We start from the raw sequence: 14,118 nt of genomic DNA on the forward strand, positions 1-14,118 counted from the left end.
TCGCAGGAGGGGGACGACATGTACGGCGACACCGCCGCCATCCACGGCCTGGCCGGGCAGCTGCGCACCCGCGCCGGGGAGATCCGCGACGCAGCGACGCAGCTGGCCGACGCGATCGAGGAGGTCGCCTGGGCGGGCGTCGCCGCCGAGGCGATGCGCGGCCAGACCGGCACCCAGGTCGCGGCGCTGCGACACACGGCGGTGCTCCACGACGATGCGGCCGACGCCCTGGACCAGCACGCCGACCGGGTCGCGCAGCTCCAACAGCTGATCGCGGCGATCGAGGAGAAGGCGACCCAGCTGGTGGGCGCCGCGACCTCGCGGATCGCCGATCTCGGTGGCGACCTGCTCGACCCGGTCGACGACCTGCTGGCGAGCTTCCTGCCCCCACCGCCCGGTCACCTGGCCTGGCTCTCCGTCGACCTGCCGGGGCTGTCGTGAGCCGCGACGAGCCGGCGCGGATCACCGGCGTCCGGGGCGGGTCCGGCAGCATCGAGGCGACGTACGACGCGGTCCGCGACCTCGCCGATCGCTTCGACGCCGCCGCCGACGAGCAGCGCGCGTGGGCGACGAGCGGCGCCGCCGTGCTCGTCGACCCCGACCTGCTCACGTCGGCTCCGTTGTCCCCGCTGACCTTCGCCGAGGCCGAGGCCGCGGTCACGGCCGCGACGACCGGGCCGCTCGGACTGCTGCCCGGCTCGTGCGGGTGGGAGGCCACGGCGGTGCTGGTGCGGGCCGCGCTCGCCGGACTGACCGCCAGCGACGTCGCCGCCGAGGTCGCGATCGACGCGCTCGACTGGCGGCTCGGCCTGCTCGCGGGCCTCGCGCTCCGACTGGCCGGCCCGGTCGCGCTCGCGACGGGCTCCACGCTGCCGCCCGAGGTCCGCGGCCGGCTGGGCGCCGACGTGCAGCGCTGGCTGGTGACCCACCCGCGCGAGGTGCAGCACCTGGTCAACGGCGGCGGCGGTCTGCTCACCGGGCTCGGACCCTTCGTGGTGCCCGACCGCCGCACGGCGACGGCGCTGCTGGCGGCGGCGTACGCCGACGGCGACCCGGTCGCGACCCGACGGCCCGACCTCCGGGTGCCGTCCGCCGGCCGGCAGCCCGACTCGGTCGCCGATCTCCTCGACCACCTGGCGCAGGTCGCCGCGCTGTCGCCCGACCCCGACTCGCCCGCCAACGGCACGATCGAGGTGCAGACGCTCGATCCCGACTCCGACCGCGCGCGGCACGTCGTCTACCTGCCCGGCACCGACGACCTTGCGACCCTGCCGTGGGCCCAGGACCACGACGTGCGCGACCTCGGCAGCGACCTGCGCTCCGCGGCGGGGGAGAGCACGGCCTACCAGCGCGGGATCCTGCACGCCCTCGCCGACGCCGGAGTGCGACCCGACGAGCCGGTGCTGCTGGTCGGCCACTCGCTCGGCGGGATGGAGGCGGCGGCGCTCGCCAGCCGCGACACCGGCCTCGCGGTCACCGACGTCGTCACCGCCGGCTCGCCGACCGCCCAGGTGGGCGACTTCCCCGCCGACGTCCGGGTGCTGTCGCTCGAGCACCACGGCGACGTCGTACCTCTCCTCGACGGCGCCGACAACCCGGACCGCACCGCGCAGGTGACCGTCACCTTCGAGAGCGGCCACGACGAGACGGTCGCGGACGCCCACGGCTACGAGCCCTACCGCGCCGGGGCCGCGGCCGTGGACGCCTCGACGGATCCGGCGGTCGCCGACCAGGTGGCGGGGCTCCGCGAGCGGGGCTTCCTCGGGCGGTCGGCGGAGGTGTCGAGCCAGGTGTTCCAGATCGCCCGCGACCGTTGACCGGTTTTGTCCGGGCACGCTGCGGGAATGCGAGCGACTGACTCGGGACGGCAGGAGGGCGGGGCGATGTACGGCGACACCGAGGTGATGCACAGACGGGCGCTGGAGCTCCGCGAGCAGGGCGTCGACCTCCGCGCGCTCGCCGACCGCCTGGTCGCGAGCACCGAGGGCGTCGGCTGGACCGGCCGCGCGGCGGCCGCCCTCGACGAGCGCATCCGGGTCCGCGCCGCACACCTGCGCGAGGTCGCCGGCCGCCACGACGACGCGGCCGAGGCGCTCGACGCCCACCTCGTCGAGGTCGACCGCCTCAAGGAGACCATCGCCGACATCGAGCGGCGGGCGGGCCTGCTGGCGGACGCGAACACCGCGACGCCACCCTCAGGGCACCGGGACTGGCTGACCCTCGACCTCCCGGGGCTCTGACCGCCGCACCATGCCGACCATCGACCTGGGTGCGACGCCCGCCTCGCCCGAGCCCGCCGGCCTGCTGGCCTCGCTGCCGCGACGGCTGACCCTGACGCTGCCCGAGCTCCGGCTGGCGGCGGAGCTGACCGACGGCGCACCGCTGCCGTTCGAGGTCGGGGCGCCGCGGGCCGGCGTCCTCGACAGCCGGCTCGGCCGCAGCACGGGTGAGGACGAGGCGGCGTACGCCGCCGCCCTCGCGGCGCTGCCGGAGCCCGACGCGGCTCTCTCGCGACGCGGTCTCCTGCGCGGCGATGCGCTCGACGAGGGCCTGCGCGGCGCGATCGGCCTGCTCGCGACGCCCACGGTCGCGGTCGACCTCGACGTGTCCGCCGGCCGGGGCCGCGCCAAGGCGTGGCACCGGCAGGCGGGCGGCGCGGTGGCGACACTGGCGACCGCGGACGGGATCGTGTTCGAGCTCGCCTGGTTCCCCGTCGAGAGGTGGGGCGAGGAGCTGGCGCGGGCGGCGGTGCTGCCCGAGGAGGTGGTCGTGGCGCGGTCGGTCGTCCCCGACGGGCTCGACCTCCCCTATGAGCTGCTCGACGCCGCCGCCGAGGCCGCGCGCAGCGGGCGCGGCGACCTGTTGTCGGTGCTGGCGGTCGAGCACGCCGCCGGCTGCCGGGGCGCCGACGGGGCGCCGATCCCGGAGCTCGAGCTGCTCGGCGTGCTGCAGGGACTGACCTCCGAGTGTCGCGGACGCCTGCGCGCCCTGGTCGCGGACGTCTCCGGCGAGTCCACCGACGTCGCCGGCGTCGTCTCGTGGCTGCTGCTGGCCGACGGGTGGCGGTCGCTGCGGCCTCGCCACGTGGGTAGCGTCGGTCACGTGACGGTCACGCGGGTGGCGTCGCCCGACCTCGCGCTCGCGCTGGCGCCGGTCCTCGCCGAGGTGGCGCGGTGAACGGGCAGACCGCCGGCGCCGATGCTCGCGGTGGCCAGGATCCCGATCGCTACGAGCGGCTGATGCGGCTCGCGGACCTCTTCGACGCCGCCGGCACCGAGATGCGGAGCCGGGCCGGCCTGGGCGAGCGGGTGCTGCGCGACCCGGCGGTCGCGGAGTCCGCCGAGCTGGCCGCGACCACCTGGGCCCGGCTCGACGACGAGACCCGCGCCGCCACGACCGGCCGGCACGGGCTGCTGGCACGCTCGGTCGAGCTGGACGCCGACGCGCTCGTCGTACGCGCCACCGTGCTCACCTACCGCTGGATCGACGACCTGCAGGCGACCGTGCTGCGCACGCTCGGGAGCGTGGCGGCCCGCGCGGTCGGCTACCTCGCGCCGGAGGTCACGCTCGGCGGCGGGGTCGTGGCGGCGGGCCTGATCGAGACCGACGCGCTCGATCGCGACGGTGTCGCCGCGTTCCTCGACGAGCTCGCGGCCGAGCACCCCGAGCTGCTCGACCACGCCATCACGGTCGGCGGCCTCGTCGACGGGCTGCGGATGCGCTCGCTGCTCGCGACGCCGGTGCTCGCCGGCGACCGCGCCCCCTCCGCCGCGCGGGCCGGGATGGGCGCGCTCGGCGAGGGCTCCTTCGTCGTCGATCTCGGCGCGGCGCTGCGTGACGTGGCCGGCGACCTGGTCGAGCGGTCCGACGACGACGGGCCCGACGAGCCCACCTCCGGCGGCCGGCCGGCGGGCCTCGAGGACCTGATGGTCCGGCTGTTCTCCGTGACCCGCTCGGTGGCGGTCCACCGGGTGGCACCGGGTGCATACGTCGCGTTCCTGCCCGGGCCGCACGGCCGCTCGGGCCAGCCGCTGCGCCTCGTCGGCGGCGACCACCTGCCGTACGCCGACCGCGTCACCCGCGCCCTCGAGAGCGCGATCCGGCGCTACGACGACACCCGCGCGCGGGTGATGCTCGTCGGCCACGGGCAGGGCGGCCCGACCGCGCTCGACATCGCCGCGATGGCGGAGTCGCCGCTCTTCGACGTCGACCGGGTCGTCACCGCCGGCGCGCCGTCGGCGCTGGTGCCGCGGGTGCCGCGCGCGACCCGGATGCTCAGCCTCGAGGACCGCGCCGATCCGGTGGCGCTGCTCGGCTCGCTGGTCAACGCGGCCTCCGACAACCGGCTGACCGTGGTCTTCGACGGCACCGGCGCCGAGACGGCGGCCGAGCGCTACGTCGCGGGTGCCCGCCTGGCCGACGCCTCCGACCATCCCGACCTGGTGCGCGAGATCGACGACCTGCGCGGCCTCGGCTACCTCTCGTAGGCGCAATTCGGGATAGTCCCTGACGGTCACAGGATGTCGTGCACGAACTCCCCGAGCTGGGTGAGGTTGCGACACTCGACCATCGGCACGACCTCGGCGTACCGGGACGCGGCGGAGTCGCCGGTGTCCCAGTGCCGGCGGTGCTCGGGGTTGAGCCACCAGGCATGGCGGGCCGAGCCGGCCAGCCGCTTCAACACGTCGAGGTGCAGGTCGCTGTAGTTGGAGCGCGCGTCGCCGAGGATCAGCAGCGACGACTTGGGCCCGAGCGCGTCGGCGTACGACTCCTCGAACTTCACCAGTGCGCGGCCGTAGTTGGTGCGGCCCCACAGCGCGGCGTGCGATGTGCTCGCCGCGAGGTCGGCCAGCACGTCGCCCGGGTCGGCGCCGGGCCGGAGGTGCGAGGTGACCTCATGCACGTGGTCGATGAACGTGAACGCCCGCACTGATCCGAACTGGTCGCGCAGCGCGTAGACGAGCAGGAGCGTGAACTGCGCGAAGTTCGCGACCGACCCGCTGACGTCGCAGAGCACGACGAGCTCGGTGCGGTGCGGGCGCTTCGGCCGGTGGTGGGTGACCAGGGGGACGCCGCCGGTGGAGATCGAGGCACGGACGGTACGCCGGAAGTCGAGCGGGCCCCGCCGCTTGGCGTGGTGCTCCTGGGTGAGCCGGGTGGCGAGGCGACGGGCGAGCGGGTAGACCTCGCGGTGCATCTGCTCGAGGTCGGCCTTGCGCGCCGCGGTGAAGTCGAGGCGGTCGATCGACGGCCGGAGGGCGACGTCGGCCACGTGCTCGGGCCCCTTCTCCTCGGCGATCCGGCGGCGCGCGTCGGCCTCGACCATCGCCGTGAAGCCACCGACGCGGCGTCCGGCCTCGCGGCGCGCGTCGTCCTCGACCCGGCCCTCGACGAGCAGCGCCCGCACGATCCGGTCGACGAGCTCGCCCGGTGCGACCCGCTGCAGCGCGGTGTACGCCGACCACGACGAGAGCCCCGGGCCGCGGCCGGGCATCGCCCCGAAGCGCCCGACCATCTCCGCCGCCAGGTCGAGCATCGCCTGCTGGTCGCCCTCGGCCAGCACGTCGGCGAGCTCGTCGCGGAAGTCGGCGAGAGCCCGGGCGTTGTCCGGCTCGGGCCGGCGGTCCGCCCCGCCGACGCCGTCGCCCACCATGCGCGGGAAGTAGACGTCGAAGAGCGCGTCGAAGGTGGGGCGGTGGCTCTGCTTCTTGACCAGCGTCGCGGCGTACGCGGCACGCACGGTCTCGCGCCGGTCCCACGCGAGCACGCCGAGCGCGGCGACCGCGTCGATGTCCTCGGCGAGCGACACCGACATCCCGGCGGCGCGGAGCGCCTCCAGGAAGGAGATGTGACGATCGACGAGGCCCGAGCTCATCCTGCGAACTTCAGCCCCTTGAGCGCCTTCTCGTGGTCGGAGGCGTGCTTGAGGACGACGCCGAGCGTGTCGTTGACCGCCTTCGGGTCGAGGTCGCGGATCTCCAGCGCCACCAGCGTCCTGGCCCAGTCGACGGACTCGGCGATCGACGGCGACTTCTTCAGGTCGAGCTCGCGCAGCCGGTGCACGACCTCGACGAGCATGGTGCCCACGCGCTCGTCGAGGTCGGGCACCTGGGAGGTGACGATCTCGCGCTCGCGCTGGGCGTCGGGATAGTCGAGGTGCAGATAGAGACAGCGTCGCTTCACCGCCTCCGACAGCTCGCGGGTCGCGTTGGAGGTCAGCACCACGAAGGGCCGGCGTACGGCGGCCACCGTGCCGAGCTCGGGGATCGTCACCTGGAAGTCGGACAGCACCTCGAGCAGCAGGCCCTCGACCTCGACGTCGGTCTTGTCGACCTCGTCGACCAGCAGCACGGTCGGCTCGTCGCGGCGGATCGCCGTCAGCAGCGGGCGGGTCAGGAGGAACTCGTCGGTGAAGATGTCCTCGTGGGTCTCCTCCCACGACTGGTCACCGCTGGCTTGGATGCGCAGCAGCTGCTTCTTGTAGTTCCACTCGTAGAGCGCCCGCGCCTCGTCGAGCCCCTCGTAGCACTGCAGCCGCACCAGCTCGGCCCCCGTGACCCGCGCGACCGCCTTCGCCAGCTCGGTCTTCCCGACGCCGGCCGGCCCCTCGACGAGGAGGGGCTTCTCGAGCGCACCGGCGAGGTACGCCGTGGTGGCCGTCGCCGCGTCGGCGAGGTAGCCGGACGCGGCGAGGCGCGAGGCGGCGTCGTCGGGTGAGGAGAACCAGGAGCTCGGCTGCGGCATGCGCCCATCCTTGCCTAACCCGGAGGGAAGCCGGTCGTTGACCAGCTGGGAGGACCGCGCCCGTTCTGGGGGGACGGGCGCGGTTGCGCCGCACGAGGAGGTCCGATGCCCCACCGGCTCCCGACGCCGCCGCGATGGCTGCGACTGACACTCGTCGCGGTCCGCGCCGGCACGCTGTCGGTGGCCGCGCTGGTCGGCCTGTCGGCCCTGACCGGCGCCGGTCTCGACCCGGGCGGCGGATCGACGTCCTCCTTCGGTCACCGGCCCGCCGCGGTGCAGGAGATGATCGAGCAGCACCGCTGCTCGACGACCGGCTTCGAGCGCGACGAGCCGACCTCCGCGATCGTGCGCTCGCTCGACGGGCGGCTGCGCCTGGTGGCCTTCGAGCGCGCGTGGCAGCTCTTCACCAGCCACGGCGCCGCGTCGCTGGTCGCCGTGTGCCTCGACCCGCCCGACGCCTGATCAGGGCCGGCCGTGCGCGCTCACCCGTCGACCTCCTGCGCGCCGACGGCGTGGCGGCGGGCGAGCTCCTGGTAGTACGGCGGGTTCTGCTCGATCCAGAACTCCGACGACGTCCCCTCGATCGGCTTGGTGGGCTTCGCCGGGGTGCCCGTCGCGACCATCCCGCCGGGGAGCTCGGTGCCGGGCGTGACGACCGAGCCGGCGGCGACCAGGGTGCGCGGGCCGACGACGGCGTGGTCGAGCAGCGTCGCGCCGTTGCCGACCAGCGCCTGCTCGCCGACCTCGCGGCAGTGGACGACGCAGCCGTGCCCGACGGTGGCGTCGCGGCCGACGACGAGCGTCTCGCCGGGCGCCGCGTGCAGCACCGAGTTGTCCTGCACGTTGGCGCCCTCGCGCACGATGATCGTGCAGATGTCGGCACGCAGCACCGCGCCGTACCAGACGCTGGCGCCGGCCTCGACGGTCACGTCGCCGATCAGGGTCGCGGTCGGCGCGACGAAGGCCTCGGGGTGGACGGTGGGGCGCTTGCCCTCGAACTCGAACAGCGGCATGCACCCATTCCACACCGTCTCGTGCCCGAACCCGTGGGCGGTCCGGGAACGACGAACGCCCCGGATCGAGCGATCCGGGGCGTTCGGCTGGCTGGCGGTGGCGGAGGGATTTGAACCCTCGGTGGGCTTGCACCCACAAACGCTTTCGAGGCGTTCTCCTTAGGCCGCTCGGACACGCCACCGCCGGAGAGGCTACCGGAGGCGGTCTGGCCCGGCGAAATCAGCGAGTCCATGCCCGGCCCGCAGCTGTAACGGGGTGTCGGGGGATCTTCTACCCCGTTATGACGGGTGAGAAGAGCCCGGGACACCCCGTTACAGCGGCGGCGGCGCCCAGCCCGGGTCGCGCCCCGTCGCGCCGGCGAGCCGGTCGAGGGCCGGGGCGTCGGCGGCGACCGGGACGGGCGGACCGAAGGGCCCGTCGCCGGCGTCCTCGGGCACCTCGAACCCCTCCGCGAACGACAGGCAGGCCAGCACGGCGGCGTCTCCCGGGTCGTAGGCCTGGCCGGTGGCGCGGGCGAGGTCCCAGCCGTGCACGACGACCTCGTCGAGGGCGACCAGCGCGGCGATCTCGGCCGGCATCTCGATCGGCCCGGCCATCGTCGTGCCGGCGTACGCCGCGGGGTCGGTCCACGCGGCGGCGAGCCGGTCGAGGGCGAACGGGATCTCGGCCCGCCAGCCGACACCGAGGCGCGAGCCGTCGAACGTCGCGTCGCCGCCGCCCGGCGGCGACTCCTTCGCCGCGGCCAGCGTGAAGGCGAGGGCGAGCCCGTCGAGGTGCTGGAGCAGGTCGGCGACGGTCAGGCCGACGCACGGCGTCGGCGCCTCGAGCCGGTCGTCGTCGATGCCGCCGACGACCTGGGTCACCGCGTGGACGGCAGGGGTGAAGTCGATCGGGTCCATGCAGGTCCGACCTCGCCGGCACCGCGGTTTCATCGCCGCGTTGTCATGTCAACATGCGCCGGCCGGGGGGCGCCGTTGACACGACAACGCGGGATGGACAGGCTGACGGACATGTCGCCGGGGAAGCCGCTGACCGAGGACGAGGCGGCGCTCTGGGACGCCTGGCAGGCCGCCAGCGACGCGTTGGCGCAGGTCAACACCGACGTGACGCGCGAGACGGGCGTGTCGGAGCCAGACCTCCTGGTGTTGATGCGTCTACACGACCTGGGCGGCGGCCGGCTCCGGCAGAGCCGCCTCGCGACGGCGACGGGCTGGCACCGCAGCCGGCTCTCCCACCACCTGCGCCGGATGCAGGAGCGTGGTCTCGTCGACCGCGCCGAGGCGTCCGGCGGTGTCGACGTGTCGCTGACGACGATGGGACGCGCCGCGCTGCTGCGGGCGCGGCCGGTGCACGCCGCCGCCGTACGCCGTCACCTCGTCGCACCCCTGTCGGCCCGCGACCGGCAGCGGCTGCGCGCCATCCTGGAGCGCCTCACACCGCCGGGATCGTGAGCACCGACGGGTACTGCTCCGAGTTGTGGATCGTCAGCCCCGCCAGGTGTCGCGGCAGGTCGGGCACGCTCGGCAGGAGGTGCGGCACGTCGAAGGCCTGCACGGCGATCCGGAGCCGGTGCCCCGGCTCCAGCCGCGCCGCCGTCGGGAAGACCTCGACGTCGACGGGCGCGACCTCGCCGGCCGCCAGCGGCTCCTTCGCCGCGCGCGTGAACGGGTGGTAGGGCTGGATCACCTGGCCGTCGAGGTAGCGGGTCCGCCGCTCGTCGAGCGCCCGGTGCGACACGACCTGCCAGCCGCCGGTCAGCCGGGTGACGCTGCCGTCGGGCGCCACGTCGGAGACCGAGACCGAGAGCATCCCGTCTCCGCTGACGCTGGAGGTGTAGAGGCGTGCGTTGATCGGGCCGCGCAGGCGCAGCGCCCGCGTCAGCGGGTCGGTCTGGAACACCACGCCGGTCGTGTCGTTGGGCGCGTTGTCGTTCCAGCACGGCAGGTCGGCGAGCGCGGCCTCCGGCAGCCCCGCCGTCCACTGGTTGGTCGATCGCGTGCAGAGACCCGACACGGGCACGGGCGGCACGTAGGCACGCCCGGCCACCGCGGTGCCCTGGGTGAGCCCGCCGACGCCACCGCCGGCCGCGGCCGATCCGGTGAGCCGGAAGCTCTCGGCGTGCTGCCCGCCCATCCACCGCCGCGCCTCGGTCCAGCGGCCGCTGCCCTGCTCGTAGTAGGTGAGCGGCGCGATGTCGCGGTCGAGCGTGGGGTCCTCGATGCCCCGCACGTAGCGGTCGAACCACCGCAGCTGCAGCTCCTCCAGCGTGCCGTAGCCGGCCCGGTCGATGTCGGCCGCGGACGATCCTTCGAGGTGGTCCCACGGACCGATGATCAGCTTCGTCGGCACGCCCCGACGCCGGAGGTTCTCGAAGAGCAGCGGCGTCCCTCGCTGGAAGATGTCGAACTCGCCGCCGACGAGGAACGTCGGCACCTGCACCCGGTTGATCACCCGCGCGGGCGACCGGTCGCGGTAGAACCTCCCGTCGTACGCCGCGTCGCCGCCCAGGAGCGCCTCGAGCATGAGCGGGAGCGTGAAGGTGCCGGCGGCGGTCAGGTGGTCGACCAGCGCGCCCAGACCGGACTGCGGATCGGTGGCCGTCACGGCGGGCGGGACGATGCTCGTGGCGGTGACCAGGCCGAGCCAGAGGGGGATGAAGCCGACGTCGATCGCGCCGCCCGACGCCACCACGTCGCGGTAGACGTCGTAGGCCGGCACCTGCGGGAAGATCGCCCTCAGGCCCTCCGGTCGCGCGCCGGCCGCGAAGATCTGGCTGATGCCGAGGTACGACGGGCCGCTCATGCCGATGCGGCCGTTGCTCCACGGGCGCCGGCGCGAGTGGGCCCACTCGACGATCTCGCCCGCGTCCTTGTCCTCGCGCCGGCTGAACGCGGCCCACTGCCCCTCGGAGCTGCCGGTGCCGCGCGCGTCGACGGTGAGGTGGGCGTAGCCGCGCTGCACGAGGTAGTCGCCGCTGCCTCCGGTGAGCCCGCCCGCGAAGCCGTTGGCCATCTTGTTGTACGCCGTGATCGTGACGATCACCGGGAAGCGCCGGGCGACGGGCTGCCCGTCGGCGTCGGCCGGCATCGTGAGGTCGCCGCGCAGCACCGTGCCGTCGGACATGGGGATCGCGAGGTCCTGCTGCGTGACCGTGCCCGGGAAGGTCGCAGGCCGCGGCGTCCACTGACTCTTCGCCGTCCGCTCGACCGGGGCCGCTCCCTGCGCCGGTCCGGTCGAGGTGAGTGACGGCAGCGGGCTCAGCAGCGCTCCGGCGACGAGCGCGGCGGCGAGGCGGGCATGGATCGGGCGGCGGCTCATGCCGGTCCCAACGAGAAGTTGTAACGGTGGGTTACGGGGACTACCACCCCGTCACAACGGTCGAGGAGATCCCACGATCCACCGTGACAGCGGTTCAGCCGACCAGCAGGACGTGCAGGGTGCGCGGGCCGTGGACGCCCTCGACGCGTTCGAGCTCGATGTCGCTGGTGGCGGAGGGGCCGCTGATCCAGGTGTGCGGGCGGCGCGGGTCGAGCAGCGGCAGCGCGTCGGGGACGTCGGGCACCACCTGGTCGGTCCGCACGAGGCAGACGTGCAGGTCGGGCACGAGCGAGATCGCGCGACGGCCCTGGCCCGCTCCGTGGTCCATCACGATCGTGCCGGTCTCGGCGATGCCGACCCGGGCCTCGGTGACGACCGCGTCGAACTCGTCGAGCTCGGCGGCCGCGAAGTCCGCGTCCTCGACGCCACCGGCCACGACGACCGACAGCCCGGCGGGTACGACGACACGCGCACCGTCCGGGAGGGCGGCGGCCACCCGGGCGGCGAGCTCGTCGGGCGAGCAGCGCTCGACGACGGCCCGGTAGTCGGCGACCCGGGCGGCGAAGTGGCCGACCACGTCGGGGATCGGCGCGATCCGGGGTGACTCCGGTACGTCGTACCCGGGCTCGACGCCGTCGAGGGCGGCGCGCACGCGGCCGAGGATGTCGTCGCGCGCGCTCATCGGACGGCTCCCGACGCCGGCCGGTCGGCGGTGGGAACGGCTCGTTCTGGAGCCCGCAAACCGAGCCGGGCCCACCGCTGCCCGGAGTCGCCACGCGGCGGCGGTGGGAACGGCTCGTTCTGCAGCCGGAGGACCGAGCCGGAGCCACCGCCGCCCGGAGCGAGGCGCGCGCTCATGACCGGCCTCCGTCCGTGCGCTTCCACCACTGACGAAAGGACTCGGGCGGCGCGGCGGGCAGGTCTCGCGCCGACGTCCACTTCGACGCGCCGAACCGGCGACCCACCTTCAGGCCCAGTCCGGTGAGGCGCTCGCCGAGACCGAGCCTGCGCGAGTCCGAGAGCGCGACGGCAGCGCCGCGGAAGGCCAGCGCCTCGGCCTTGGGCACGCCGCCCCGGTGGGCGTCGACGACCTTCGCGCGCTGGTCGACCAGCACCGACGGGATGTCGATGCGCACCGGGCAGGCCTCGAAGCAGGCGCCGCACAGCGAGGAGGCGTAGGGCAGCGAGTCGACCTGATCGTCGTGGCCCACGCCCCGGAGCAGCGGGTTGAGGATCGCGCCGATCGGCCCCGGGTAGACCGAGCCGTAGGCGTGGCCGCCGGTGCGCTCGTAGACGGGGCACACGTTGAGGCAGGCCGAGCAGCGGATGCAGCGCAGGGCCTGGCGCCCGACGTCGTCGGCGAGCGCACGGGTGCGGCCGTTGTCGAGCAGTACGACGTGCACCTCCTGCGGCCCGTCGCCCGGGGTGATGCCCGACCACGTGGACGTGTAGGGGTTCATCCGCTCGCCGGTCGAGGAGCGAGGGAGCAGGCGTAGCAAGGGATCCAGCCCCGACCAGGTCGGCACGACCTTCTCGATGCCGACCACGGAGACGAGCACCTCGGGCAGGGTCAGGCACATCCGTCCGTTGCCCTCCGACTCGACCACGACGAGCGTGCCGGTGTCGGCGACCGCGAAGTTGGCACCGGAGACTCCGACCTTCGCGCGCAGGAACTTCTCGCGCAGGTGTGCCCGCGCCGCGGCCGCAAGCACCGCGGGCTCGTCGCTCAGGTCGTCGGGCGCGGGGCGGCCGACGGCCGCCATCCTCGCGAGGAAGATCTCGCGGATCTCCGCGCGGTTGCGGTGGATCGCGGGCACCAGGATGTGCGAGGGCAGGTCGTCCCCGAGCTGCACGATGAGCTCCGCGAGGTCGGTCTCCCAGGCCGCGATGCCCTCGGCCTCGAGGGCGCGGTTGAGGTCGATCTCCTGGGTGACCATCGACTTGACCTTGACCACCTCGTCGACGCGGTGGCGCTTCGCGATGGCGACGACGATCGCGTTGGCCTCGGCCGCGTCGCGGGCCCAGTGCACGGTGGCGCCGTTGGCGGTCAGCGCCTCCTCGAGCCGTTCGAGGTGGGTGGCGAGGTCGACCAGCGCCGACTCCTTCACACCGGCGCCGGCGAGCCGCAGCGCCTCCCAGTCGCTGTTCCCCTCCAATGACAGAGTCACCTCGTCGACGAGCCGCTGCCGCTTGGCGCGGATCGTGCCGGTGGCGTGGGCGAGGTTGTGCCGCAGCTGCGCGTTGCCCAGCGCCTCGTGCGCGGCGGCCGGGAAGGCCGGCATCCCGACGAAGGTGCCGGTCATCGCTCACCATCCTCCGTCGCCGCAAGGATCTCGGCCAGGTGCACGGCACGTACGCCGGACTGCTGGCGGGTCAGCAGCCCCCCGATGTGGGTCAGGCAGGAGTTGTCGCCGGCCGCCAGCACCTCGGCGCCGGTGCCGCGCACGTGCCGCACCTTGTCGGCGCCCATCGCGACAGACGTGTCTGCGTTCTTGACCGCGAACGTGCCGCCGAAGCCGCAGCACTGCTCGGCGTCCGGGAGCTCGCACAGCGTCAGCCCCCGGACGTGCCGCAGCAGCCGCAGCGGCCGGTCGCCGACCCCGAGCATCCGCAGGCTGTGGCAGGTCGGGTGGTAGGTGACGGTGTGGGGGTAGTAGGCGCCCACGTCGGTCACGCCGAGCACGTCGACGAGGAACTCGGAGAGCTCGTGCACCTTCGGGGCCGTCTCCTCGACGGTGGCCGCGAGCGACGCGTCGCCCGCGCGGCGCGCCACGATCGAGTGCTGGTGCCGCGCGCATCCCGCGCACGATCCCGACGGCGTGACGACCGCGTCGTACCCCGCGAACGTGTCGACGAAGTTGCGCACGACCGGCACCGCCTCGTCGAGGTAGCCCGTGTTGACCATCGGTTGCGCGCAGCAGGTCTGCGACTCCGGGAACTCCACGTCCACACCCAGGCGGCGCAGCAGCGTGACCACCGCCTGCCCGGTGCCCGGGTAGAGCGCATCGTTGATGCACGTGACCATCAGGGCGACCCGCATGT

At 74.4% G+C, this 14,118-nt stretch carries 15 protein-coding genes and 1 tRNA gene; 7 read left to right on the forward strand and 9 right to left on the reverse strand.

The genetic code is table 11. The features are described 5' to 3' along the window. The first annotated feature begins 18 nt into the window (after positions 1-18). From PZ894_RS16940 to PZ894_RS16960, 5 genes are read left to right on the forward strand one after another with little or no spacing between them, the layout of a single operon-like run. Complete coding sequence (locus tag PZ894_RS16940; protein ID WP_275746589.1) at positions 19-441, forward strand: hypothetical protein; 423 nt, start codon at positions 19-21, stop codon at positions 439-441. Beyond that, on the forward strand, positions 438-1,817 hold the full coding sequence (locus tag PZ894_RS16945) for an alpha/beta hydrolase (protein ID WP_275746591.1): 1,380 nt from the start codon (positions 438-440) through the stop codon (positions 1,815-1,817). The genes PZ894_RS16940 and PZ894_RS16945 overlap by 4 nt, the downstream gene beginning before the upstream one ends. Before the next feature lie 27 nt (positions 1,818-1,844). Continuing rightward, the gene (locus PZ894_RS16950; RefSeq protein ID WP_275746593.1) at positions 1,845-2,240 is read left to right on the forward strand and encodes a hypothetical protein; all 396 of its coding nucleotides are present in this window, start codon (positions 1,845-1,847) and stop codon (positions 2,238-2,240) included. A 10-nt stretch (positions 2,241-2,250) separates the two neighbouring features. After that, positions 2,251-3,177, forward strand: coding sequence for a hypothetical protein (locus tag PZ894_RS16955; protein WP_275746595.1), 927 nt, complete (start codon positions 2,251-2,253; stop codon positions 3,175-3,177). After that, positions 3,174-4,487, forward strand: a complete 1,314-nt coding sequence (locus tag PZ894_RS16960) for a hypothetical protein (protein ID WP_275746596.1) — start codon at positions 3,174-3,176, stop codon at positions 4,485-4,487. Before PZ894_RS16955 ends, PZ894_RS16960 begins: the two co-directional genes overlap by 4 nt. Positions 4,488-4,513: 26 nt before the next feature. Here the strand turns inward: PZ894_RS16960 and PZ894_RS16965 are convergent, their stop codons facing one another. Both PZ894_RS16965 and PZ894_RS16970 read right to left on the reverse strand, forming a co-directional pair. Next, the gene (locus PZ894_RS16965; protein WP_275746597.1) at positions 4,514-5,875 is read right to left on the reverse strand and encodes a VWA domain-containing protein; all 1,362 of its coding nucleotides are present in this window, start codon (positions 5,873-5,875) and stop codon (positions 4,514-4,516) included. Continuing rightward, positions 5,872-6,744: a MoxR family ATPase gene (locus tag PZ894_RS16970; RefSeq protein WP_275746598.1), complete on the reverse strand. Its 873-nt coding sequence runs from the start codon at positions 6,742-6,744 to the stop codon at positions 5,872-5,874. Before PZ894_RS16970 ends, PZ894_RS16965 begins: the two co-directional genes overlap by 4 nt. A gap of 105 nt (positions 6,745-6,849) precedes the next feature. Between PZ894_RS16970 and PZ894_RS16975 the strand changes: the two genes are divergently transcribed. Then, entirely contained in the window at positions 6,850-7,206 is a 357-nt protein-coding gene (locus tag PZ894_RS16975; RefSeq protein ID WP_275746599.1) for a hypothetical protein, read from the forward strand. A 20-nt stretch (positions 7,207-7,226) separates the two neighbouring features. Here the strand turns inward: PZ894_RS16975 and PZ894_RS16980 are convergent, their stop codons facing one another. From PZ894_RS16980 to PZ894_RS16990, 3 genes are all read right to left on the reverse strand, one after another. Further along, positions 7,227-7,757 (reverse strand): gamma carbonic anhydrase family protein, encoded by a 531-nt coding sequence (locus PZ894_RS16980; protein ID WP_275746601.1) that lies wholly within the window; start codon positions 7,755-7,757, stop codon positions 7,227-7,229. A 92-nt stretch (positions 7,758-7,849) separates the two neighbouring features. Beyond that, positions 7,850-7,939, reverse strand: a tRNA-Ser gene (locus tag PZ894_RS16985). A 130-nt stretch (positions 7,940-8,069) separates the two neighbouring features. Then, entirely contained in the window at positions 8,070-8,657 is a 588-nt protein-coding gene (locus PZ894_RS16990; protein ID WP_275746603.1) for a TIGR03086 family metal-binding protein, read from the reverse strand. Between the two features lie 93 nt (positions 8,658-8,750). Between PZ894_RS16990 and PZ894_RS16995 the strand changes: the two genes are divergently transcribed. Beyond that, positions 8,751-9,209: a MarR family transcriptional regulator gene (locus PZ894_RS16995; RefSeq protein WP_275746605.1), complete on the forward strand. Its 459-nt coding sequence runs from the start codon at positions 8,751-8,753 to the stop codon at positions 9,207-9,209. Here the strand turns inward: PZ894_RS16995 and PZ894_RS17000 are convergent. The 4 genes from PZ894_RS17000 to PZ894_RS17015 all read right to left on the reverse strand — a co-directional run bounded on the left by PZ894_RS17000 (position 9,190) and on the right by PZ894_RS17015 (position 14,116). Beyond that, complete coding sequence (locus PZ894_RS17000) at positions 9,190-11,076, reverse strand: CocE/NonD family hydrolase (RefSeq protein WP_275746606.1); 1,887 nt, start codon at positions 11,074-11,076, stop codon at positions 9,190-9,192. The two genes, PZ894_RS16995 and PZ894_RS17000, sit on opposite strands and share 20 nt — an antisense overlap. A gap of 94 nt (positions 11,077-11,170) precedes the next feature. Next, a complete protein-coding gene (locus PZ894_RS17005) occupies positions 11,171-11,758 on the reverse strand; it encodes an LUD domain-containing protein (RefSeq protein ID WP_275746608.1) in 588 nt (195 codons plus the stop codon). Positions 11,759-11,930: 172 nt separating this feature from the next. After that, positions 11,931-13,379 (reverse strand): lactate utilization protein B, encoded by a 1,449-nt coding sequence (locus PZ894_RS17010; protein WP_275746610.1) that lies wholly within the window; start codon positions 13,377-13,379, stop codon positions 11,931-11,933. Next, the gene (locus PZ894_RS17015; protein ID WP_275746612.1) at positions 13,376-14,116 is read right to left on the reverse strand and encodes a (Fe-S)-binding protein; all 741 of its coding nucleotides are present in this window, start codon (positions 14,114-14,116) and stop codon (positions 13,376-13,378) included. The genes PZ894_RS17010 and PZ894_RS17015 overlap by 4 nt, the downstream gene beginning before the upstream one ends. Positions 14,117-14,118: the final 2 nt, after the last annotated feature.

Source organism: Nocardioides sp. YIM 152315 (assembly GCF_029210375.1).
In the GTDB taxonomy this organism is placed as follows: Bacteria; Actinomycetota; Actinomycetes; order Propionibacteriales; family Nocardioidaceae; genus Nocardioides.

Coding starts and splice junctions, on each gene's coding strand:
- PZ894_RS16940 (WP_275746589.1), top strand. CDS start 19: ATGTACGGCGACACCGCCGCCATCCACGGCCTGGCCGGGCAGCTGCGC.
- PZ894_RS16950 (WP_275746593.1), top strand. CDS start 1,845: ATGCGAGCGACTGACTCGGGACGGCAGGAGGGCGGGGCGATGTACGGC.
- PZ894_RS16955 (WP_275746595.1), top strand. CDS start 2,251: ATGCCGACCATCGACCTGGGTGCGACGCCCGCCTCGCCCGAGCCCGCC.
- PZ894_RS16965 (WP_275746597.1), bottom strand. CDS start 5,875: ATGAGCTCGGGCCTCGTCGATCGTCACATCTCCTTCCTGGAGGCGCTC.
- PZ894_RS16970 (WP_275746598.1), bottom strand. CDS start 6,744: ATGCCGCAGCCGAGCTCCTGGTTCTCCTCACCCGACGACGCCGCCTCG.
- PZ894_RS16975 (WP_275746599.1), top strand. CDS start 6,850: ATGCCCCACCGGCTCCCGACGCCGCCGCGATGGCTGCGACTGACACTC.
- PZ894_RS16980 (WP_275746601.1), bottom strand. CDS start 7,757: ATGCCGCTGTTCGAGTTCGAGGGCAAGCGCCCCACCGTCCACCCCGAG.
- PZ894_RS16990 (WP_275746603.1), bottom strand. CDS start 8,657: ATGGACCCGATCGACTTCACCCCTGCCGTCCACGCGGTGACCCAGGTC.
- PZ894_RS16995 (WP_275746605.1), top strand. CDS start 8,751: ATGGACAGGCTGACGGACATGTCGCCGGGGAAGCCGCTGACCGAGGAC.
- PZ894_RS17000 (WP_275746606.1), bottom strand. CDS start 11,076: ATGAGCCGCCGCCCGATCCATGCCCGCCTCGCCGCCGCGCTCGTCGCC.
- PZ894_RS17005 (WP_275746608.1), bottom strand. CDS start 11,758: ATGAGCGCGCGCGACGACATCCTCGGCCGCGTGCGCGCCGCCCTCGAC.
- PZ894_RS17010 (WP_275746610.1), bottom strand. CDS start 13,379: ATGACCGGCACCTTCGTCGGGATGCCGGCCTTCCCGGCCGCCGCGCAC.
- PZ894_RS17015 (WP_275746612.1), bottom strand. CDS start 14,116: ATGCGGGTCGCCCTGATGGTCACGTGCATCAACGATGCGCTCTACCCG.